The 20,412-nt window shown below is 71.0% G+C and carries 20 protein-coding genes; 15 read left to right on the forward strand and 5 right to left on the reverse strand.

Translation table 11 applies throughout. The features are described 5' to 3' along the window. The 4 genes from AB0J52_RS05005 to AB0J52_RS05020 form a co-directional block, all read left to right on the forward strand. The coding region (locus AB0J52_RS05005) for an MFS transporter (RefSeq protein ID WP_500180252.1) at positions 1–238 on the forward strand (238 nt) is incomplete at its 5' end. 8 nt (positions 239–246) lie between these two features. Further along, positions 247–1,446, forward strand: coding sequence for an MFS transporter (locus AB0J52_RS05010; RefSeq protein WP_500180253.1), 1,200 nt, complete (start codon positions 247–249; stop codon positions 1,444–1,446). A gap of 71 nt (positions 1,447–1,517) precedes the next feature. Continuing rightward, positions 1,518–2,861, forward strand: coding sequence for a carotenoid oxygenase family protein (locus tag AB0J52_RS05015; RefSeq protein ID WP_500180254.1), 1,344 nt, complete (start codon positions 1,518–1,520; stop codon positions 2,859–2,861). A 190-nt stretch (positions 2,862–3,051) separates the two neighbouring features. Next, complete coding sequence (locus tag AB0J52_RS05020; RefSeq protein ID WP_500180255.1) at positions 3,052–3,222, forward strand: SRPBCC family protein; 171 nt, start codon at positions 3,052–3,054, stop codon at positions 3,220–3,222. A gap of 262 nt (positions 3,223–3,484) precedes the next feature. Here the strand turns inward: AB0J52_RS05020 and AB0J52_RS05025 are convergent, their stop codons facing one another. Then, the gene (locus tag AB0J52_RS05025) at positions 3,485–4,534 is read right to left on the reverse strand and encodes a NucA/NucB deoxyribonuclease domain-containing protein (protein ID WP_500180256.1); all 1,050 of its coding nucleotides are present in this window, start codon (positions 4,532–4,534) and stop codon (positions 3,485–3,487) included. Positions 4,535–4,751: 217 nt separating this feature from the next. Between AB0J52_RS05025 and AB0J52_RS05030 the strand changes: the two genes are divergently transcribed. Next, positions 4,752–5,570, forward strand: coding sequence for an AraC family transcriptional regulator (locus tag AB0J52_RS05030; protein WP_500180257.1), 819 nt, complete (start codon positions 4,752–4,754; stop codon positions 5,568–5,570). Between the two features lie 18 nt (positions 5,571–5,588). Further along, positions 5,589–6,296 (forward strand): DUF6461 domain-containing protein, encoded by a 708-nt coding sequence (locus AB0J52_RS05035; protein WP_500180258.1) that lies wholly within the window; start codon positions 5,589–5,591, stop codon positions 6,294–6,296. A 210-nt stretch (positions 6,297–6,506) separates the two neighbouring features. Here the strand turns inward: AB0J52_RS05035 and AB0J52_RS05040 are convergent, their stop codons facing one another. Continuing rightward, on the reverse strand, positions 6,507–7,445 hold the full coding sequence (locus AB0J52_RS05040) for a CPBP family intramembrane glutamic endopeptidase (protein ID WP_500180259.1): 939 nt from the start codon (positions 7,443–7,445) through the stop codon (positions 6,507–6,509). 340 nt (positions 7,446–7,785) lie between these two features. Here AB0J52_RS05040 and AB0J52_RS05045 point away from each other — a divergent pair, with 340 nt between their 5' ends. After that, the gene (locus tag AB0J52_RS05045; RefSeq protein WP_500180260.1) at positions 7,786–9,045 is read left to right on the forward strand and encodes a sensor histidine kinase; all 1,260 of its coding nucleotides are present in this window, start codon (positions 7,786–7,788) and stop codon (positions 9,043–9,045) included. Then, positions 9,042–9,740 (forward strand): response regulator, encoded by a 699-nt coding sequence (locus AB0J52_RS05050; RefSeq protein ID WP_500180261.1) that lies wholly within the window; start codon positions 9,042–9,044, stop codon positions 9,738–9,740. The genes AB0J52_RS05045 and AB0J52_RS05050 overlap by 4 nt, the downstream gene beginning before the upstream one ends. 76 nt (positions 9,741–9,816) lie before the next feature. On the opposite strand, the gene AB0J52_RS05055 is transcribed toward AB0J52_RS05050, so the two are convergent. Continuing rightward, on the reverse strand, positions 9,817–10,404 hold the full coding sequence (locus AB0J52_RS05055; RefSeq protein WP_500180262.1) for a TetR/AcrR family transcriptional regulator: 588 nt from the start codon (positions 10,402–10,404) through the stop codon (positions 9,817–9,819). 119 nt (positions 10,405–10,523) lie between these two features. Here AB0J52_RS05055 and AB0J52_RS05060 point away from each other — a divergent pair, with 119 nt between their 5' ends. Together AB0J52_RS05060 and AB0J52_RS05065 are read left to right on the forward strand one after the other, a co-directional pair. Then, positions 10,524–11,447, forward strand: a complete 924-nt coding sequence (locus tag AB0J52_RS05060) for an SDR family oxidoreductase (RefSeq protein WP_500180263.1) — start codon at positions 10,524–10,526, stop codon at positions 11,445–11,447. 101 nt (positions 11,448–11,548) lie between these two features. Next, positions 11,549–12,532: an alpha/beta hydrolase gene (locus AB0J52_RS05065; protein WP_500180264.1), complete on the forward strand. Its 984-nt coding sequence runs from the start codon at positions 11,549–11,551 to the stop codon at positions 12,530–12,532. Between the two features lie 180 nt (positions 12,533–12,712). Here the strand turns inward: AB0J52_RS05065 and AB0J52_RS05070 are convergent, their stop codons facing one another. After that, the gene (locus AB0J52_RS05070; protein ID WP_500180265.1) at positions 12,713–13,726 is read right to left on the reverse strand and encodes a hemolysin family protein; all 1,014 of its coding nucleotides are present in this window, start codon (positions 13,724–13,726) and stop codon (positions 12,713–12,715) included. Then, positions 13,723–15,126 carry a hemolysin family protein gene (locus AB0J52_RS05075; protein WP_500180266.1) on the reverse strand — a complete coding sequence of 468 codons (1,404 nt, stop codon included), beginning with the start codon at positions 15,124–15,126 and terminating at the stop codon, positions 13,723–13,725. The genes AB0J52_RS05070 and AB0J52_RS05075 overlap by 4 nt, the downstream gene beginning before the upstream one ends. A 213-nt stretch (positions 15,127–15,339) precedes the next feature. On the opposite strand from AB0J52_RS05075, the gene AB0J52_RS05080 reads away from it, so the two are divergent. The 5 genes from AB0J52_RS05080 (at position 15,340) to AB0J52_RS05100 (ending at position 19,677) form a co-directional block, all read left to right on the forward strand. Then, the gene (locus tag AB0J52_RS05080; RefSeq protein WP_500180267.1) at positions 15,340–15,771 is read left to right on the forward strand and encodes a BlaI/MecI/CopY family transcriptional regulator; all 432 of its coding nucleotides are present in this window, start codon (positions 15,340–15,342) and stop codon (positions 15,769–15,771) included. Continuing rightward, positions 15,768–16,652, forward strand: a complete 885-nt coding sequence (locus AB0J52_RS05085) for a M56 family metallopeptidase (protein ID WP_500180268.1) — start codon at positions 15,768–15,770, stop codon at positions 16,650–16,652. Before AB0J52_RS05080 ends, AB0J52_RS05085 begins: the two co-directional genes overlap by 4 nt. Before the next feature lie 74 nt (positions 16,653–16,726). Then, on the forward strand, positions 16,727–17,185 hold the full coding sequence (locus AB0J52_RS05090; protein WP_500180269.1) for a hypothetical protein: 459 nt from the start codon (positions 16,727–16,729) through the stop codon (positions 17,183–17,185). A 272-nt stretch (positions 17,186–17,457) separates the two neighbouring features. After that, positions 17,458–17,580 carry a hypothetical protein gene (locus tag AB0J52_RS05095; RefSeq protein ID WP_500180270.1) on the forward strand — a complete coding sequence of 41 codons (123 nt, stop codon included), beginning with the start codon at positions 17,458–17,460 and terminating at the stop codon, positions 17,578–17,580. A gap of 153 nt (positions 17,581–17,733) precedes the next feature. Further along, positions 17,734–19,677: an amino acid transporter gene (locus AB0J52_RS05100; protein WP_500180271.1), complete on the forward strand. Its 1,944-nt coding sequence runs from the start codon at positions 17,734–17,736 to the stop codon at positions 19,675–19,677. Positions 19,678–20,412: the final 735 nt, after the last annotated feature.

The raw sequence follows: 20,412 nt of genomic DNA on the forward strand, positions 1-20,412 counted from the left end.
GGCGGCGCTGGCCGTGGTGATGGGCCTGTTCCCGCCCGGCCCCGGACGCGGCAGGGCGCTCGGGGTGTGGGGAGCGGTCTCGGGCGCGGGGGGCGCGGCAGGGGTCCTGCTGGGCGGGCTCCTGGCCCAGGCGTGGGGCTGGCGGGCGCTGTTCTTCGCCGTCGCCGCAGGGACCTTCGCCCTCCTCGCCGCCGTCCTGGCCGCCGTCCCGGCACCGTCACGATCACCGCGGCTCTGACCGGCCTGGTGTGGGGGCTGGCGACCGCCCGGGAGCAGGGCTGGACGGACCCGCGCGTCCTGGGCGCGCTCGCCGCGGCCGTGGTCTTCGGCGTGCTGTTCGTCCTCGCCGAACGCCGCCATCCCGACCCCCTGGTGCCGTCGGGGCTGTTCCAATGCGGCCGGGTGGGTGCGGGCAACCTGCTGATGGGGCTGTTCGGGTCGGTATGGCTCGCGCTGTTCTTCTTCCTTCCGCTCTACCAGCAGGAGGTTCTCGGGCAGGGACCGCTGCTCGCCGGGCTCGGACAGCTCCCGCTCGCCGGAGCGGTCATGCTCGGCTCCGCCCTGGCGCCCCGGATCACCGTCCGGATCGGCGCGGCCCGGACACTGCTCGCCGGGCTGCTCGTCGAGGCCGCCGGGCTGGGCTGGCTGGCGCGGATCAGCGCCGGCGGCTCCTACCTCGCGGACGTGCTGACCCCGAGCGTCCTGGTCGGTCTCGGCCTCAGCGTCGCCTTCGTCCAACTCACCGGCCTGTCGATGGACGGCGTCGCCAGGGCCGACTCCGGAACGGCCGGCGGGCTGGTGAACACCACCCGGCAGGTCGGCGGCGCGATCGGCCTGGCCGTCCTGGCCACGCTGGCCGGGTCGGTCACCGCCGGCTCCTCCGCACCGCACCTCCAGGCCCTCACCGACGGCTACCGCGCGGCGTTCACCGCCTCGGCCGCCGTCCTGCTCGCCACCGCCGTCCTAGCGGCCCACCTGATTCGTCCGACCGAAAGGAACCCCGAAATGCGCACCATCGACGAGACCGCGCCGGTGATCGTCCGCCTGTCCACCACCATCGACGCCCCGATCGAGCGGGTCTGGGCCCTCCACACCGGCATCGACGCCTGGCCGACCTGGAACGGCGACATCGACACCGCCGCGCTCAGCGGCCCGGTGGAGCCCGGCAGCTCGTTCCGGTGGACCACCCACGGCCTGGACATCACCTCCACCGTCTTCGAGGTGGTCCCCGGTGAGCGGATCGTGTGGGGCGGCCCCGCCGGCGGCATCGACGGCGTCCACGTGTGGACGTTCACCGCCGACGGCGAGCGCGTCACCGTCCGCACCGAGGAGTCGTGGGCCGGGGCGCCCGTCGAGGCCGCCGCCGAGCAGCTCGGCCAGGCCCTCCACGCCTCCCTCGAATCCTGGCTCGCCGCCCTCAAGGCGCGCGCCGAGCAGCCCGCCTGACCATGACCGGCGCCACGTCCGGCGCCCCTTCCGTCCGAGACCCGCACCACACCGACCCCGAGGAGCACGCCATGACCGCCAAGCCCTACCTGACCGGCCACTACACGCCCGCCGTCGACGAGATCACCGCCACCGAACTGGCCGTCGAAGGCACCCTCCCGCCGGAGTTGACCGGCCGCCTCATCCGCAACAGCCACAACCCCAAGCCCGGTGTCACCCCCACGCACTGGTTCAAGGGCAGCGGCATGGTCCACGGCGTCCGCCTGCGGAACGGCCGCGCCGAGTGGTACCGCAACCGCTGGGTGCACACCCCGGCCCTGGACGGCGCCCCCTACATGACCGACCGCGGCCCGGACCTGACCGCCAGCACCGCCGGCACCCACGTCATCGAACACGCCGGTCGCCTGCTGGCCCTGTGCGAGGCGAACCTCCCGTTCGAGCTCACCCCCGAACTGGACACCGTCGGCGCCTTCGACTTCGACGGCAAGCTGCGCAGCGCCATGACCGCCCACCCGAAGACCGACCCGGTCACCGGGGAACTGCACTTCTTCGGCTCCTCGCCGTTCCCGCCCTACCTGATGTACTACGTGGCCGACGCCGAGGGGCAGATCACGCACAGCGCCGAGATCCCCGGCGCCAGCGCCTCCCTCAAGCACGACTTCGCGATCACCCGCCACCACGTGGTCTTCATCGAGGGCACCGTCACCTTCGACCCCAACGAGCACTCCGGCATCCCCTACGGCTGGAACGACGCGCAGCCCGCCCGGATCGGCGTCATGCCCCGCGGCCCGCAGGGCACCGACCAGATCCGCTGGTTCCCGATCGAACCGGGCAACATGCTGCATGCCGCCAACGCGTACGAGGACTCCCAGGGCCGCATCGTCCTGGAGGGCCCGACTGTGGACAAGGAGGGCTTCCAGCTCTCCTGGAACTGGTGGGTCGGCGCCCCGGGCCGCGGCACCGAACCGAACACCCGCTCCCACACCCGCCGCTGGATCATCGACCTGCCCACCGGCAGCGTCGACGAGCAGGTCATCGACGACCTCGCCGTCGAGTTCCCCACCCTCAACGAGGACTACCTCGGGGCCGAGCACCGCTACCAGTACGCGGTCTCCTTCCCCGACCAGGAAGGCTTCGGCGGCTACGGCGTCGTCAAGTACGACCGCACCACCGGCGCCCGCCGCATCCACCAGGTCGGCGACGCCCGCCTGCCCAGCGAGGCCGTCTTCGTCCCGGCCGCCGGCGCCACCGGCGAAGACGACGGCTACCTGCTCACCGTCATCTCCGACCTCAAGCAGGACGCCTCCCAGCTCCTGGTCCTGGACGCCGCCGGCCTCGACCGGATCGCCACCGTCCACCTCCCGCGCCGCGTCACCGGCGGCATCCACGGCTCCTGGATCCCCGACACCGACTGACCCGCTCCCTCCCCGGGCCGTCCTCCGGTCCGGGGAGCAACATCCCCCATCCAGTGATGAAAGGTTCGAGACCCGTGCGCATCCTCACCGCGGCGAAGTCGGACTGAGCATCACCTCCACCGTCAAGCAGGTCAACCACGGCAAGCGCCTGGCCTGGGGCGGCCCCGCCCAAGGCATCACCGCCATCCACGTGTGGACCTTCACCCCGACCTCCGACGGCGTCCTCGTCCACACCGAGGAGTCCTGGACCGGCGCCCCGGTACTGGCCAACCAGGCCGCCCTGCAGACCGCCCTGGACAACTCCCTCCGCAACTGGGTCACCAACCTCAAACACCAGGCCGAAAGCCAGGCCGGCAAGTAGTCCTTCATGCCTCCGGAGCCCCAGCCGCTCCGGAGGCCCCTTGGACCCCGCGCCGCCGCAGCTCCCCGGGCCGCTGCGCGGGTCCCTCACAGGCATGGCAACAGCGGTATCAGTGCCCAGGGTGAAGAAGCACCCCTTTCGGCGACCGTGCAGGCCGGAAAGGGGTGCTGACGTGAAGCGCGTTACCTGCCGGATGGTGGGGCCGCTCGGTCCGTTCCGGCGGTTTCGCAAGTGAGACCGTCCGGTGACAGGAGTCGGATCGTCAGACGATCACGTAGAACGCTTCGCCGTCGAGGGTGCGCCAGGTGTTGTGGGAGGAGGTGATGTATCCGGCCTGCTTGTTCTGCTCCCAGGCGGGCACCCAGGCGGTGCCGCGGTTTTTGGCGCTCAGCGTGGTGCCGCCTTCGCGGGTGCTGGCGAAGGGGTACTCGTCGCAGCTCACGCCCGGCCGGGGCGGAGCGCCGACGACCCGGCGCGCGCACACCGCCCGACGGTTCTTGCCCTGCTGGGACTTGTTCATCATCCGGTGCAGGGGGTGGCCGGAGCCCGGCTTGCCGTAGTGACCGGGGCTGCCGTTCTGGATCCGGCGGATGTTGGCGGCGATCTGGGGAAGCTTCTTCATGGCGGTCATCATCGGCGTAGCTCTGGGGATCACGCAGCCGGCGGACTGGTTCGAGATTTTGTCGTCGCAGCGGTAGCCGATGGATTTGGTCGTGGCCCCGGGGGAGGGGTTCGCGCCGGTCTTGAAGCTGTTCCAGCGGTACGTGCTGGCGGTGAAGTGAACCTTGCCCTTCTTCACTCCGTCGCTGTAGGAGATCGTCCCCTTGATGGTCTGGCCGAGATTCCACACGCGGTTCTGGGGGAAGTTGTTGGTGGCCTTGCAGGGGCTGCCGCAGGAGACCACCAGCGTGTGGCGGAGGCCGGTGGCCCGGCCGACGATGCTGGTCACCTTGACGGTGATGGTTTCGCGGAACTTTCGACTCTTGGTGTTGAAGACCAGCGCGTGCGTCGAGCGGGCCTTCAACTCGCCGATGGGTACCTTTCGGCTGTTGAAGACGGTCGTGGTGTGGTTGACGATCTGGCACGCCTGGACGCGGTTGTAGGTACCGCAGGCTGCTGCGGCGTCGCTGGATGCGGCCTTCAGTGAGAGCGCCGTCGAGCCCGTGGCGGGGGCCATCGGCTCCTCGGTGACGGTCGTGACGATCTGCTGGCCCTGCGCCTCACCGGCCGTGGCCAGAGCGGTTCCGGTCATCAGAGAGCCTGCGACGCAGATTCCAGAGAGCAGCGCCGCGATCCTGGTGGATTTCCGCATTCGATCTCCATGCTTTGATCGATTTCTGCCACCAGTCAGCCTGTTCGCCAGTGCGGCCGAAGCGCTTGAACATCGGTACTCACTTCACCGCGGTGCTGGTGAGGGCATGCGGTGGCTCGCGGCGCGCTGGAGCCTTGGTCGCGATCTTCCCTAGGGGCGCGAGCCGGGCGATAGTGAGCCCATGATCAGATGTCTGCTCCCGGCATCCTCCAGCGGCTTGAGACTCGACCAGGTGGTCAGCGAGGAGGAAGAGCCGTCCGGTTGGGACGCGCCCGCAGTCGATGAGGCCGACGGGATCTGCCTGTTCCAGCGGGGCGGCTTCCTGCGTGAGGCCATCGGGCGGCAGTCGTTCCTGGACCCCGCTACCGGCTACGTCAACCTCGCCGGGACCCTGGAGCGGTTCGCCTCGCCGGCGGGCAACAACTACACCTTCACCGCGATCATCTTCACGCCGACCGCGTTCGATGAGTATGCGGGCGCCCTGGCTCGCAGGCGCGACTGCGACTGGGCGTTCCCGGTGAGTGCCGCCGTCGGCCTGCGGCACCGGGAACTACTCGGCGCCTGCCGGGCGGGTGTGGACCGGCTGGAGGTCGAAGAACGCCTCCACATGCTGCTGGACGTCCTGCTGGCGCAGCCGCCGGTGGGAACCGGCGACATCGGCGGTTCGGTGGCGACACGCTCCCAGCACCGCCGTCTGGCGTTCAGAGTCCAGGAAGCCCTCAACTCCGGCCACCTGACGAGTGGCCTGGAGGAGCTCGCGCACCTGGTCGGCTCCTCACCCAAGCACCTGAGCACGGTCTTCCGCCGAGTGACCGGCCGCACGATCACCGCTTACCGCAACGACCTACGGGTGCGCGCGATCCTGGAAGACCTCGCCCAAGGCCGCGGCGCGCACCTCGCCGAACTCGCGGCCGACTATGGCTTCGCCGACCACGCCCACCTGACCCGCACACTCCGCCGCCACCTGGGCGAATGCCCATCGACCCTGCGAGACAAGCTGAACGCCGAGGCACACTCGACGCCTGCCGTTCCGTGACCCCAGACCGGAGGCCATGTGACCAGCCATGAAACGGACCATCCGCGCAGCCCGAGAGCCTCGCAGCGCGCACCCGGGACCGGAGGATCGCCGGCTGTCGCCGCTGACTACGCGTGGGCCGAGGAGGACGCCGGGGGCCTGTTCTCGGCGTATTGCCTCACGCTGGTGAGAGGAATCGCGCCGGACGAGTTCATGCGTCGGCTCGGTGCCAGGATCCTGTACGACGCGATGCCCTTGGACGAACGTTTCCTCCAGACGTCCTTCGAGTACTGGGATGCACCGCACTACGGGGACGTCCAGTTCATCGGCGCGATGAGTGTGCCCGGGGACGACGGCGACTGGACGCTCGCCTACGAGATGAACGGGCACCTGGGCGTCACACCCGACGTCATACTCCCGGTCTCGGCCGAAACCCGGCTGGTCTCTCACCGCTACAACGACGGAAACGCTCACGGCTCCTTCATGTGGGCCGAAGACGGCGACGTCCAGGTGGAGTTCGAGCCGCTTTTCGCCCACCACCGCGAAGGCGGCACGCCCGACGCGCTGCTGGAGGACATGCGGCAGATCGGCTTCGTCCTCGATCCGGACACAGAGGACATCGGGCCGACCACCTCCGGGGCGTTGGCGCTGAGCGAGCGGCTGACCGGTGTCCGCGTCACCGAAGAGCTGTTGAACGGGGCCACACTCCTGTGCGGGGAGGCGGCGGACGTGCGGAGAGGCTCATGAGGGGACCGGGCGGAGCGGCTCGCGGGCCAGATCATGGACCGGGTCGGGCTCGCCTCGGACGGTGATCCGGCCGCCGCCCGCTGGATCGCCGTCCGGTACGCCGACGACCACCGCTCAGGTGGGAGCCTCGCCTGGGCTGCCGGAGACAGGCGCGGTCCTCGTCGCTGACGGTTCCCCGGCTCGTGTCCCGTTTCGGCAGCGCGGCGGGCGTCAGCGCTGGCGTGCCTGGGCCAGTTCGGCGCGGGTGTGGATCCGGTTGCGCCGCTTCGCGGCACGCAGGAACAGCACGGTGGGAACGATGCACACCAGGATGGCGAAGATGCTGGCTTCCGGGCCGAAGTCGCCGCCGGTCAGTGCCTGCGGGCCGCTGACGGAGGCGTCCAGCAGGCCGCCGGTGCCGGTTCCGGAGCCGGAGACGCTGGTGCCGAAGATGCCCTGCTCGGCCACGTTCCAGGCCAGGTGCAGGCCGATCGGCAACCACAGCGAGCGGGTGGCGGCATAGACCGCGCCGAACATCAGCCCGGCCTCGACGGCGATGGCCAGCGCGCCCCAGATCGTCGCGTCCTTGTTGACCAGGTGCAGGCCGCCGAAGGCCAGGGCGGAGACGGCCAGCGCACCCCAGGTCCCGGCCTTCTCCTCCAGCACCCGGAACAGCGCGCCGCGGAAGGCCAGCTCCTCGGTGACCGCGACACCGGTCATCACTCCCAGCGTGGTCAGCGCGCCGCCGAACGAGCCCCAGCCGTGCACGTGGTAGCCGCCGACCATCGCGACCAGCGCGATGGTGACGGTGAAGAGGCCGAGTCCGAGGAGGACGCCCCGGCCCAGTCCTCGCCGCGCTTCGGCGAGGGCCAGCTCTTGGGGCGTGCGGCGGCCCTCCAGGTAGCGCACCGACCTCGCATAGGCCGCCAGGGCGAGCCCGCCGCAGACCACCCCGGCGATGAGAGCGGTCAGCGGGGTGGCGTCAGCGGCTCCGTTGACCGCACTGACGATCGACTCCACGACCATCATCAGCGCGAACAGCACCGGCAGACGAACCCAGGCCGACGTGGCCCACCGCGCGGGACGCCCGGTGTTCTCCTCAAGCGAGCCGGTCGGGTGGGCACCGTCCTCGACTGGCTGCGCGGGTGACTGCTGGTGGCTGGACGTCATGGCTTCCTCCTCAAGGGGCCGTCCGCAGCGGGCGGCTTCCGCGTTCGGTGCCGAAAAGCTACGGGCGGTGGCCACTGCGAGTAGTCACCAGTGAGCGAGCAATCGCTGCTTCCCCGGGTCCCCTGAGCGAGCTACCCGCTGTCCTCTCCTGGGAGGACGCCACGGCTGATACCGGGCGGTTAGGGTCACCGTGCGGGTCGTCTGGCAGTGCGATGCCGTGGGGCGGGGACCGGACGGGCGTCTCGGATGGGAGCGAGCCGCCGACCGCGTGCCGCTCCTCCCACCTCTCAGCGTTGTGCCTACCGGACCGGGGGTGATGATGGAAGACCAGGCATCCGCCATGGCCAGGGCAACGGAACCGCGCACGCGAGACGGCGTCTTCGCCCGAGCGGGCCTGGCGGCCGCCGCGATCCTTCGGCTGCGTTCGCTGATGGGCTGGTGGAGGTCACGCTCTACCGCCACCAGGGACGGGGAGTTCGCGGTCGTCTTCGCGCTGCTGTCGTTCACGGCGCCGCTGTCGAAGATCGGAGCGCAGTTCGGCGACCTTCCCACCCACGACGCCTCTGCCGCGAGCGTGCTGCTGACGCTGGGGATGACGCTGCCGATGGCGGTGCGCACCCGTTGGCCGGCCGCCTGCCTGGCGCTGGCGGGGACCTGCTTCGCGGTGCACGCGTTGCTGGGCTGCCCGCCGACCTTCGGCAGTCTGGGGCTGTACATCGCGCTGTACTCCGCGGGTGCCCATCAGAACCGCCTCCGGCGGGTCATGGTGGCGGCGGTGACGGCCGGATACCTGGTCTTCGCCCTCGCCCTTCGGGCACTGGGCTCGCCCGACGGCCTGGTTGACCACCTGCTGTTCTCGATGGTCCTTGCAGTGGCGTTCGGGCTGGGTGTCCTGGTCCGTGAGCGGCGGGTGCGTGAGGCCGAGCGCCGACGCCTGTCCGCCCAGGCGGCGATCGCCGCGGAACGCAGCCGCCTGGCCCGGGAGCTGCACGACGTGGTGACGCACCATGTGACCGCAATGGTGGTGCAGTCGGGAGCCGCGCAGTACCTCACCGACTCGCCCGAGCGGGTCACCGAAGCCCTCGGCGCGATCAACGGCACCGGTCGGCGCGCGCTCGCCGAACTCCGGTTCCTGCTGGGCGTGCTGGAGGCGACCGGCGAGTCGGCGGCCCACGACCGTGCACCGACACCGGGCCGGATACCTGATCTGGTGGAGCAGACACGAGCGGGCGGCCAGCCGGTCGATCTGGTCGAGGACGGGGAGCAGCACCCCATGGCCATCGGCGCTCGACTCGCGGCGTATCGCGTGGTGCAGGAATCGCTGACCAACGCCGTGAAGTACGCCGCCGGCCAGAGCACGCTGGTGCGGCTCGCGCACACCCCCGACTGGACCGACGTCGAGGTCACCACCGCCGGGACGCCCGGCGGCGCGCCCGCGTCCCCCGCCCTCGGCGACGGCGGTGCGCACATCTCGGGAGGCCGGGGCTTGACCGGGCTGCGAGAACGGGTGGAGATGCTGGGCGGCGAGTTCACGGCCGGCCCCAGCCCGGAGGGCGGGTTCCGCGTGCACGCACGCATCCCCGCAGGAGGTACCGCGTGAGCACTCAGCACGATCCGATCAGGGTCCTGGTCTGCGAGGACCAGGCGCTGGTACGCGCCGGCTTCGTCACGATCCTGTCCGCCCAGCCTGACATGGAGGTCGTGGGCGAGGCCGGGGACGGCCGAGCGGCGGTCCGCGCGGTCGAGGAACTGCGGCCGGACGTCGTCGTCATGGACATCCGCATGCCCCGCCTCGATGGAATCGAGGCCACCCGCCGCCTGGCGGGCCCCGAGTCCGGCAGCCCGGTGAAGATCCTGGTCGTCACGACCTTCAACGTCGACGAGTACGTGTACGAGGCCCTGCGCGCCGGCGCCAGCGGCTTCATGCTGAAGGACGCCTCACCGCCCGAACTGATCAACGCCGTGCGTACCGTCGCGCGCGGCGAATCCCTTCTGGCGCCCGTCGTCACCCGCGCCCTGATCGGCCGCTTCGCCGAACATCTACGCCCCGCCAGAGCCCTCGCCGCGCCCGAGCGCGACCGCCTCAAAGTCCTCACCCCGCGCGAGTACGAGGTCCTTCTTCTCATCAGCGAGGGCATGTCGAACGCCGAAATAGCCACCGAGCTGGTCATCGGGCACGAGACGGTGAAGACCTACGTCTCCCGTGTCCTCACCAAGCTGGGCCTCCGCGACCGCGTCCAGGCGGTGGTCCTGGCATATCGGGCGGGCGTGGCCGGCAACGGGGACCGAGTCTGACGGCTCCAAGAACCACGGGAACGCCGGTTCGCCTGTCACCTGACAGCCCTCGGCGGCGAGGGCGGCGCGCAGGAGTTCAAACGGCACGGTGAGGCGAATGCCCGGCCGGTGCCGTGAGGTGCCTGGTGGCGTCCAGGGTTTCCCGGATGTGCCGGGTGAGGGCGTGCCGGTCGGGGTCGTCGATCCAGCGCTCGAAGGCGACCTTGAAGGCGGCGATCCCGATCTCGGCCGCGAGTGCCGCGGTGGCGGAATCCAGACCGCGTTCCCGAAGCGCGCGGTCGAGGGTGGAGACGAGTGAGGCCAGTTTGGCCAGTTCACGTTCCCGCAGTTCGGGATTGGCGGCGATGACGGCCTGGCGCTGGCGCACCAGCTCCGCGCGTTCCTCGAAGACGGGAGCGGCTTCGGTCAGGACGTGGGCGATCACCTCCAGCGGTGCCAGTGGGTCGGCGGCGGTGGCCGTGGCGCGCGCGAGGACGTCGGCCAGGGCGTTGGACTGGAAAAGGACTTCCCGTTTGTCGACGAAGTGCCGGTAGAAGGTGCGTTCGGTGACCTCGGCCCGGGCGGCGATCTCCGCCACGGTGGTGGCGTCGAAGCCCTTGTCGTTGTAGAGCTCCAGCGCCGCCCTCTCCAGGCGGCCTCGTGCGTCGGGCTTCCATCGGCTCATGCCCCGATCCTACCCAGCGACGACAGAATCTGACATCAGAGCGATGACAGAGACTGACATGGGTGCTACCGTGATGTCACGAACTGACATCACGGCACTCCGCAGAAAAGGGCGACACCATGCGCGTATTCGTCACCGGAGCCTCCGGACATCTCGGCTCCGCCGTCGTCCCCGAGCTCCTCGAAGCGGGACACCAGGTCGTCGGGCTGGCCCGCTCCGACAAGTCCGCCGCCGCGTTGACGGCTGCCGGCGCCCAGGCGCACCGAGGCGACCTCGATGATCCGGACGGCCTCGCCGCGGCCGCCGCTGCGGCGGACGGGGTCATCCACCTGGCCTTCAAACACGACGCCATGTTCGCCGGCGACTTCGCCGGCGCGGTCGCGGCGGACCTGCGCGCCCTCCGCGCGCTCGGGGACGCCCTCGCCGGCACCGGCAAGCCGCTGGTGGCCACGTCGGGAACCGCGCTCTTCGCCTTCGCGGGACTGCAGGGCTCCCTCACCGAGGCCGACGTGCTCGACGCGGGACCGCGGGTCGACGCCGAGAACGCGGTGGTCGCACTCGCCGAGCGCGGCGTCCGGTCGTCCGTCGTCCGGCTCACTCCGACCGTGCACAGCTCGCTGGACCACAACGGCTTCATCCCGACCTTCATCTCCATCGCCCGCTCCAAGGGCGTCTCGGCCTACGTCGGCGACGGGACCAACCGCTGGCCCGCCGTGCACACGCTCGACGCGGCACGCCTGTACCGGCTGGCGCTGGAATCCGCGCCGGCGGGGTCACGGCTGCACGCCGTCGGCGACGAGGGGATCGCCTTCCGGCAGATCGCCGAGGGCATCGGCCACGGGCTGAACCTGCCCGTGGTCAGCATCGCGCCGACCGAGGCCGACGCCCACTTCGGCTTCCTGAGCGCCCACGCCCAGGCCGACAACCCGTCCTCCAGCGCGCTGACCCGCGACCTCCTGGGCTGGACGCCCGTCCAGCCCGGCCTCGTCGACGACCTCGGCCAGGGCCACTACTTCGCCACCGGCACCACCCCCGCGCGCTGAGCCCGCCCCCCGCTCCGCTCCCCGCGCTCGGGCGGAACCGGTCCACACGACCCCTCACCCTGCACGACCGGCTGCTGTGCAGCCGGAGGGAGACGAACAACATGAACACCAAGAACGCACACGAGCGGCTCGACCCGGAACTGACCGAGGTCCTGAAGACGGTGCCGATGACGGGAGCCGGGGTGTTCGACCTCAGCGACCTGGACGGCACGCGCGTCGGCGTCCGCGCCTTCGCCGAGGCGATCGCGGCCCAGATACCGGATGAGCCGTCCGTGTCGGTCGAAGAGGTCCGGGTGCCCCGTTCGGACGGATCCACCCTCGCCATCCGGCTGCTGCGGCCCACCGAGGCGGCCGGGCCGCTGCCGGTGCTGGTCTGGTTCCACGGCGGCGGGCAGGTTCTCGGGTACGCGGCCCAGGACGACCCCATCCTCAAGCACCTGGTCCCGGAGGTCGGCTGCATCGTCGCCTCCGTCGACTACCGGCTCGCCCCGGAGGCCCCCGCCCCGGCCGCCGCCGAGGACGGCCTGCTCGCCTATCGCTGGCTTCGCGCCCAGGCGGCCGCACTCGGCATCGACGCGGGCCGCGTCGCCCTGGCCGGGCAAAGCGGCGGCGGCGGTATCGCCGCGGCCACCGCACTCATGATCCGCGACCAGGGCGAACCGGCGCCGCTGTTCCAGGCGCTGAGCTACCCGATGCTCGACGACCGCAACACCACCCCGTCCAGCCACGAGGTCACCGACCTCGGCATCTGGGACCGCGCGACCAACATCCTGGCCTGGAACCTGATCCTCGGCGACCGCGCCGGAGCCGACGACGTCCCGCCGTACAGCGCACCCGCCCGCGCGACGGACCTCACCGGCCTCCCGCCCACCTTCATCGCCGCCGCCGAACTCGACGTCTTCCGCGACGAGGACCTGGCCTACGCCACGCGGCTCCAGGCCAGCGGCGTGCCCGTCGAGCTGCACCTGTACCCCGGCGCCTACCACGCCTGGGACCTCTTCGCCCCCGACGCCGCAGTCAGCACCGCCTACATCCACGCCTGGCACGGATACCTGCGCCGCCAGTTCAGTGCCCGTCAGCCCTGACCATCCGCCACGTCCCGGACACGCGATGACAGCCGACAACCCACCGCCGAAACCGGTATCCCCGACCCCACCCTCTGGCTGCACAACCCCCCATGAAGGGTGAGCTGTTCGGCTAGGGCGACTCCTTCGGGCGTGCGAATTCAAGCCGCCGGTTCCGAACGAGCATGATGCCGTAGGTGCTCAAGTCCTCAGCAATCGTTCCAAGAGGTCGTCGAGGGAAACCAGTCCGACGAGCCTGCCGTCGGCGTCGTGGACGAGGCCGAGTTGGCTGTGGTGGGCGCGCAGCGTGGTGACGGTAGTGGCGAGCGAGGCGGTCGCCGGCACGGTGGGGACGGGGTGGGCCAGATCAGCCGCATACGAGGTTGTGCCGTCGGTGTGGGCGAGGTAGGCGTCGCGGGCGTGGACCAGGCCGGTGTAGCGGGCTGAGGGGCCGCGTACCAGCAGGCGGGCGTGGCCTGTGGCGCGTGCGGTGTCGATGACCTCCCGCGGGGGCGCGTCGGCGGGCACCGACGTGATGTCGGCGGCCGGGATGATCGCGTCGGTGAGCGGGGCCTGGGGGGCGCTGAGCGCGGTGTCCAGCAGGGTCCGGTCGGTCTCGTCGATGAGGCCGAGGCGGCGGGACTCGGCGACCAGGTGACGGAGTTGGCCGGGAGTGCGGGCGAGGCTCGCCTCATCCCGAGGGTCCACACCGACGAGCCGCAGCAGTGCGTTGGTGATGCCGTTGAGCGCGGTCAGCAACGGCCGGACGGCCTTGGTGAACGCGCGGAAGGGTATCGCGAGCGCGGTCGCGGAGCGTTCGGCGTCGGCGATGGCCCAGGATTTCGGAGCCATCTCGCCGGCGACCATGTGAAGGAAGGTGACCAGGGCGAGGGCGAGCGCGAACGCGACGACGTGCGCGGCGGCCTCGGGCAGTCCCAGGCCGTGGAAGAGCGGCGTGAGCGTTCCGGCGAAGACCGGTTCGGACACCACGCCGAGGCCCAGGGAGCACATGGTGATGCCGAGTTGCGCGCCGGCCAGCATCAGCGACAGCTCGCGGATGCCTGCGACGGCGGACGCCGCGCCGCGGCTCCCCTGGGCTGCGGCATGTTCCAGCCGGGGCCGCTTGGCGGCGACCAGAGCGAACTCGGCCGCGACGAAGAATCCGTTGCCGATCAGCAGCAGCACGGTCAGCACGATCCCGAGGGGAAGATTCACTTCGCTGCTTCCGTTCCGGTGAAGTCTTCCGGCTCGACCTGCGCCGAGCCGCCTTCCGCGGGCTCGGGCACCGGGGTCTCCGGGGGAGCGAGGCGAAGCCGGATGCGGCGGGGGACGTGGTGGTCGATGTCGATGATCTCGATCTCCGCGATGCGGGGGGAGCGGTCGGGCAGGGCCGGCGACAGGTCGACGGTGGCCCGGTCGCCGGGCTGGGGCATCCGTCCGAGCCGTTCGAGGAGCAGGCCCGCGACGGTGTCGTAGTGGCCCTCGGGGAGCCGTACCCCGGTGGCCTGGGCGACCTCGTCGACGCGAAGCCCGGCGTCGGTGGTCCACCATCCGTCCCCGGCCGGACGGGCCAGGGGCTCGTCGGCGTCGTTCTCGTCCACGATCTCCCCGACCAGTTCCTCCGCCACGTCCTCGACGGTGAGGACGCCGGCGAAGCCTCCGTACTCGTCCACCACGCAGGCCATCCGCTGACCGCCGGCCCGCAGCTGCGCCACGACGGCGGGCAACGGCACCGACCCCGGCAGGACCAGGGCGGGTCCGGCCAGGTCACCGATCCGCACGGCGGCGGCGTCGGCCGGATCCACCTCGAACAGGGCGCTGAGACCGACGACGCCGACCAGGTCGTCGACCTTCTCGCCGAGGACGGGGAAGCGCGTGAATCCGTGTTCGGCGATGGCGGCGGCGAGGTCGGCGGCGGAGTCGGTCGCGCGCACCGTCGCGACGTCCACGCGGGGGACCATGACCTGATCGGCCGTCCGGTCGGAGAATCCCAGCGCGCGCTCCAGCAGTTCCGCGTGGTCGTCGGCGAGGTTCTCCTGGGACTCGCCGATGATGTGGCCGAGTTCCTCCAGCGTCGCGCCGTGGTGCAGTTCCTCGACCGGCTCGACGCCGACGAGCCGCAGCAGCCGGTTGGCGGCGGCGTCGAACAGCCGGACCAGCGGCCCGGCGACCGCGAGGTAGGCCAGGGTGGACGCGGCCAGCGCGCGGGCGAGTGCCTCGGGCTTGGTGAGCGCCAGGTTCTTGGGGAGCAGCTCGCCCAGCACCATCTGCAGCACGGTCGCGATGACGAATCCGGCGACCAGAGCGATCCCGCCGACCGCCGCGTCCGGCAGGCCGGCCGCACCGAGCACCGGTCGCACCAGTCCGGCCAGCGCGGGTTCGGCGATGAACCCGACGACCAGGGCGGTCACGGTGATGCCGAGCTGCGCACCCGACAGCATGAACGACAGCCGCTCCAGCACCCGGACGGCCTGCTCGGCCTTCCGGTCGCCCTGCTCGGCGCGCTCCTGCAGCGCGAGCCGGTCAGCCGTGACGAACGCGAACTCCTGGGCGACGAAGTACCCGGTCGCGGCGGTGAGCAGCAGGACGGCGAGCAGACCGAAGGCGATGCTCATCGGCCGGTCTCATCACGGGTGGGATGACCTTCGGCGGTAGGCCCTGCAGACACTGCTCTCCTTACGATGGGCTCCCTGGCGGACAACCCGATAATGTACGACACATGTCGCAGGTTCCCCGGTTCCCAGGTCGTCGACTGGAGACCACGGTGCTGACGCGGTGGGGACGCCAGCGCCGCCGGGCCAGGCTGACGGGGGGAAAGGAGCGTGCAGGTGACACGACGCGCCCAGGGACGCTTGGAGGCCGAAGTGCTGGCCGCCCTTGCCGCCGCCGACGCTTTCATCGGCACCGTCGAGTTGTGTGAACGCCTGGATAGTGCACCCACACGTTCGACGGTGAACACGATCCTGAACCGGCTGCGCGTCAAGGGCATGGTGCGCCGGATCCAGGTCGGCCGCGGATACGAGTACCGCCTGGCGGTGGAAGAGGCCGATGTGGTCGCCGGACGCATGCACGAGCACCTGCGCCTGGCCAGCGACCAGCAACATGTCCTCAGCCGTTTCATCGAGACCCTGAGCGTGGAGCAGGCCCGTCTACTCCATGCCCTCCTCGACGACCAGGCGGCCTCCGCCTCATCGCCGGGCGGCCGCGCACGGGACGACCGGAACCGCGAAGGCCAGGGGGAGCGGAGGAGGGGGCGGTGAACCTGTTCACCTTCCTGCCGGTCGCCGTGACGCTGCCGGTGGCGTTCCTTCTCGGACGGGTGGGCCTGTCGCTGCATCCGGCCTGGACGGCCCGGATCCTGGTCACCATCGCGGCGACCGCCACCCTTTCGGTCGCTGGGACGGCCCTGTTCGTCGGAGTCAACTATGCCGCGACGCTCGCCCCGGACGCGGCGAACCGGTTGCCGGAGTGGATGCTGTTCGGCGACGACGAGCCGGTCCCGGCCGTCGCGGGCGTCCCGGCGATGCTGGCGTTCGGCTACACGTGTGCCGTCACGGCTCGGGTCATCGGCCGTAACGCCGTCGCCGTCCGGCGGGCGCGGCGGCTCAACCGGGGCGTCCTGGAAAGCGACGTGCCGCTGGCGCTGGCCGTTCCCGGACGCCGCGGCGGCGTGCTGGTGTCACGCGGCCTGCTCCATTCGTTGACCGGACCCGAGCTGGCGATCGTGTTCCGGCACGAGCAGTCCCACCTGCGGCACGCCCATCACCGGTACTTGCTGGTCGCGGGCCTGACCGCCGCGGTCACCCCGCTGTTGCGGCCACTGGCCGCCCGCCTGCGGCTGGCATTGGAACGTTGGGCGGACGAGGACACCGCCCAGGCGACGGGTGACCGCATCCTGGTCGCACGCACGATCGCCAAGGTCTCTCTCGCGGCCGCCTCATCCGGTCCGCCCCAGCCGCGTGACCTGGCCGGGTTCGCTCAGTCGCAAACCGTCGAAAGGGTCCGGGCGCTGCTGGCAGCACCGCCGACACCGACGCCTGTGACCGGCCCTCTCGCGCTGGTGGGCAGCGGTCTCACGACCGGTCCGCTCGCCGCCGCCGCACTGCAACTGGACCAGGCTCTGGGGCTGTCGTACCTGTGATCCGTTCGACTTGATCAACTTCCGATCATCTACGACACTTGTCGCAGGTACTTCGACTCGGGGAGCTTCCCTCCATGACGTGTTTCTTCGACGCCGCCCACGGCCCGGGCGTTCAGACCATCCTGTGGACGCCGCAATGGGGCGCGGCCCGCAACGTGACGGCCTGCCCGGCCTGCGCACAACGCTGGGCGATGCATCAGCAGCAGATGGCGGTCGGCCAGCCCGGGTATCCCGCGCCACAGGCGGGGTACCCCGCCGCCGGCTACGGCCAGCCCGGCTACCCGCAGCACGGGTACGGCCACCCCGACTACGACGACCACCATCACCACGAGCGGCAGCGCCGCGGCCCCGGATGGGGAGGGGTGGCCGCAGCGGGCGCGGCGGGCCTGGTCGGCGGCGCCCTCATCAACGAGATGCTGGACGACGACGAGCCCCAGCAGGTGATCCAGCAGGTCACCAACATCGAGTACGAGGTCACCAACGTCGAGTACAACGACTTCTCCGACGACGGGGACGGCGACAGCGACTGGTAAGCGGCCGGTGAGCCATACCTGGTCAGCGGGTGGTGTCCAGGGCCTATCCGCCCCACCGCCATCACCCGTGAGCACCCGTCACGGGCGCCGGGCATGACACCGGGCGCTTGGGCATGACACCGGGCGCTGGGCATGACGCACCGACGACGCCCGACGGCGTCGGCACCAGTGGCCTCGGTGCTGGTCGCCCTGATGCCGGCATCGGTGGCCATCCGAAAGCCTCAGAGCTTGCGGATGGCCACGCGGGTTCGCAAGACCTCGGCGTCCGGGAGATGCTCAGCCCCATCCTGGCGAACCGGCCGAGCACGGGGACGGTGTACTCACCCGACATCCTCGTCAACGTCACCGCCCACCTGATCAACCGCCAAGACGGTGATCCCCGCGAGAGCGACTAGCAGACCTGGCGCGCCCGCATTCAGGGGGATTGACCAGGCGAAGGGCGCAAATGTCCATGCATGAAGGTGCGAGGGCCGCAGGCGCGGGTAAGGTCGGCCAGCGGATTCGATGGTCTTCGGTGGATGCTGTCCGGGCTGGTAGGAGATGTGCAGGTGAGCGTTTCAGGGGACCTTGGCGCGCGGGAGTCGGCGGCACGTCGATGGCTTCTACAGGGCCTGCACCGGCCCGGCCGCAGGACCGCGCCGCACCACCGGCCGACGCCCGCCCATCAGGACACGCCGGATCAGCGGCACCGCTGGTGGCAGGTGATGTGCCTCACCGGGGTGGACTACTTCTCCACCTTGGGCTATCAGCCAGGCATCGCCGCGCTGGCCGCCGGTGCGCTGAGCCCGCTGGCGACGCTGCTGCTGGTGGCGCTCACGCTGTTCGGGGCGCTGCCGGTGTACCGGTCGGTGGCCGGGCAGAGCCCGCACGGGCTGGGGTCGCTGTCGATGCTGGAGAGCCTGCTGCCGGGTTGGCGCGGCAAGCTGCTGGTGCTGGGACTGCTGGGGTTCGTGGCGACGGCGTTCATCGTCACGATCACGATGTCGGCGGCCGACGCCACCGCGCACCTGCAGCACAACCCGTTCGTCCCCAAGGCGGTGGGCGGCGCGGGCTGGCGGATCGGCCTCACTTTGGCGCTGATCGCCGGGCTGGGCGCGGTGTTCTTGGCCGGGTTCAGCGAGGCGATCTCCATCGCGGTGGTCCTGGTGGTGGTGTTCCTGGCGCTGAACGTGGTGGTCGTGGGCACCGCCCTGGCCCAGGTGGCCGCCGACCCGGGGCGGATCGGTGACTGGGGCGACGTGCTGCGCGCCGACTACACCAGTCCGGTGGCGATGGTGGCCGCATCGCTGCTGGTGATGCCCAAGCTGGCGCTGGGCATGTCGGGGTTCGAGACCGGCGTGGCGGTGATGCCGCTGGTCAAGGGCGAGTTGAAGCAGCGCATCGCCGGGACGCGCAAGCTGCTGACCACCGCCGCGCTGATCATGAGCGGGTTCCTGCTCGCCTCCAGCTTCGCCACCACGGTGCTGATCCCCAAGGCCGAGTTCGCCGAGGGCGGCCAGGCCAACGGCCGCGCCCTGGCCTACCTGGCCCATACCTACCTGGGTGACGGGTTCGGCACCGCCTACGACATCGCCACGATCGCGATCTTGTGGTTCGCCGGGGCGTCGGCGATGGCCGGCTTGCTCAACATCGTGCCGCGCTACCTGCCCCGCTATGGCATGGCGCCGGACTGGACCCGCGCCGCCCGCCCGATGGTGTTGATCTTCACCGGGATCGCGCTCGCCCTCACCCTGCTGTTCGGAGCAGAGGTCGAGGCTCAGGGCGGCGCCTACGCCACCGGCGTGCTGGCGCTGATCCTGTCGGCGGCCGTCGCCGCGACCTTGGCGGCCTGGAAGCGCGGGCACCGGCGCGCCGCCGCCGGGTTCGCCGTCATCACGGTGATCCTGGCCTACGCCGCCGTCGCCAACATCATCGAACGTCCGGACGGCCTGGTCATCGCGGCCCTGTTCAGCGCCGCGATCGTGGTGACCTCGCTGGCCTCCCGCGCGACCCGGTCCACCGAACTGCGCATCACCGAGGTCACCTTCACCGACCAGGCTCGCCACTGGCTCACCGAGTGCGGCGAGATCCGCATCATCGCCAATGAACCTCACGCTCGCGACCAGGCCGAATACCTGGACAAGGCGCGCGAGGCGTGGGAGCTGCACCGGCTGCGCAGCGCCGAAAATCTGATCTTCCTGGAGATCACCGTCGGTGACGCCTCACAGTTCGAGTCCCAGATCCAGGTCAGCGCCGAGGACCGGCACGGCCACCGCGTCCTGAAAGCCACCAGCCCCAGCATCGCCAACGCCCTCGCCGCGATCCTGCTCCAGATCCGCGACGCCACCGGCCGGCTGCCCCACATCTACTTCCACTGGGCCGAAGGCAACCCCGTCGGGGCGCTGCTGCGCTACCTGGTGTTCGGCGGCGGCGATGTGCCCCCACTCACCCGCGAGATCCTGCGCCAGGCCGAACCCGACACCGCCCGCCGTCCCGTGGTCCACGTCGGCTGATCCCACCAACGGCCCATAGCATCACGACCGCAGCGCGCCGGGAGTTCCGACCAACACCGTCAAGGTCGCGCGGCTGCATGGTGGTCCCCGGCCTGTCGGTACCGGTGAGGTACTCGATGCGATCGGGGCGCACCATAGCCAGAGCGTCCCGCCGGGAAGGACGGGTTACCGCGACCACCGCGCTGGTTGACGCTGTCGAGGAGCATGGTGACCCAGGCGGGGCCACGCTTGGCAAGCCGCCGTCCCAGCCGCGTTCGGGACCGATCACCAGCCGGGCCCGGCCGTCTGCGCACCGAACGTCCCTCCCGCCCGCTTCGTGGCGTTGCCCCCGCGCCTAGGTTCTGGCTGTGGACAGCGCTGTCGGGCAAGGGGCGGGAATAGCGGGCTTGCGACCGGACGCCGTTGACCTGCGGCGATGTCGTCCGGGACGGGACAGGCCTGGGCTTCTGTCTGGTCAGAGGTCCGATGGTGCGTCTCGGACGTGCTCCGGCCGACCTCCTGGGGAGAACCCATCCCAGCCCAGTGACGTACCGAACTGCCCGCCCGGACGCGGCCCGGACGCGCCCCGGACGCGCCCCGGACGCGGCCAGGACGCGGCCCGGCCGGGGTGCGGTCTGAGTTAGGTGGCGTTGCGGGGGTCCCAGACCTTGATGGCCAGGCCGACCCGGTCGGCCTGGCCATCGGCGCGGTGGACCGAGGTGACGCGTAGCAGGGCGTAGCGGCGTTCGGTGGTGA

Source organism: Spirillospora sp. NPDC049652, from assembly GCF_040675125.1.
In the GTDB taxonomy this organism is placed as follows: Bacteria; Actinomycetota; Actinomycetes; order Streptosporangiales; family Streptosporangiaceae; genus Spirillospora.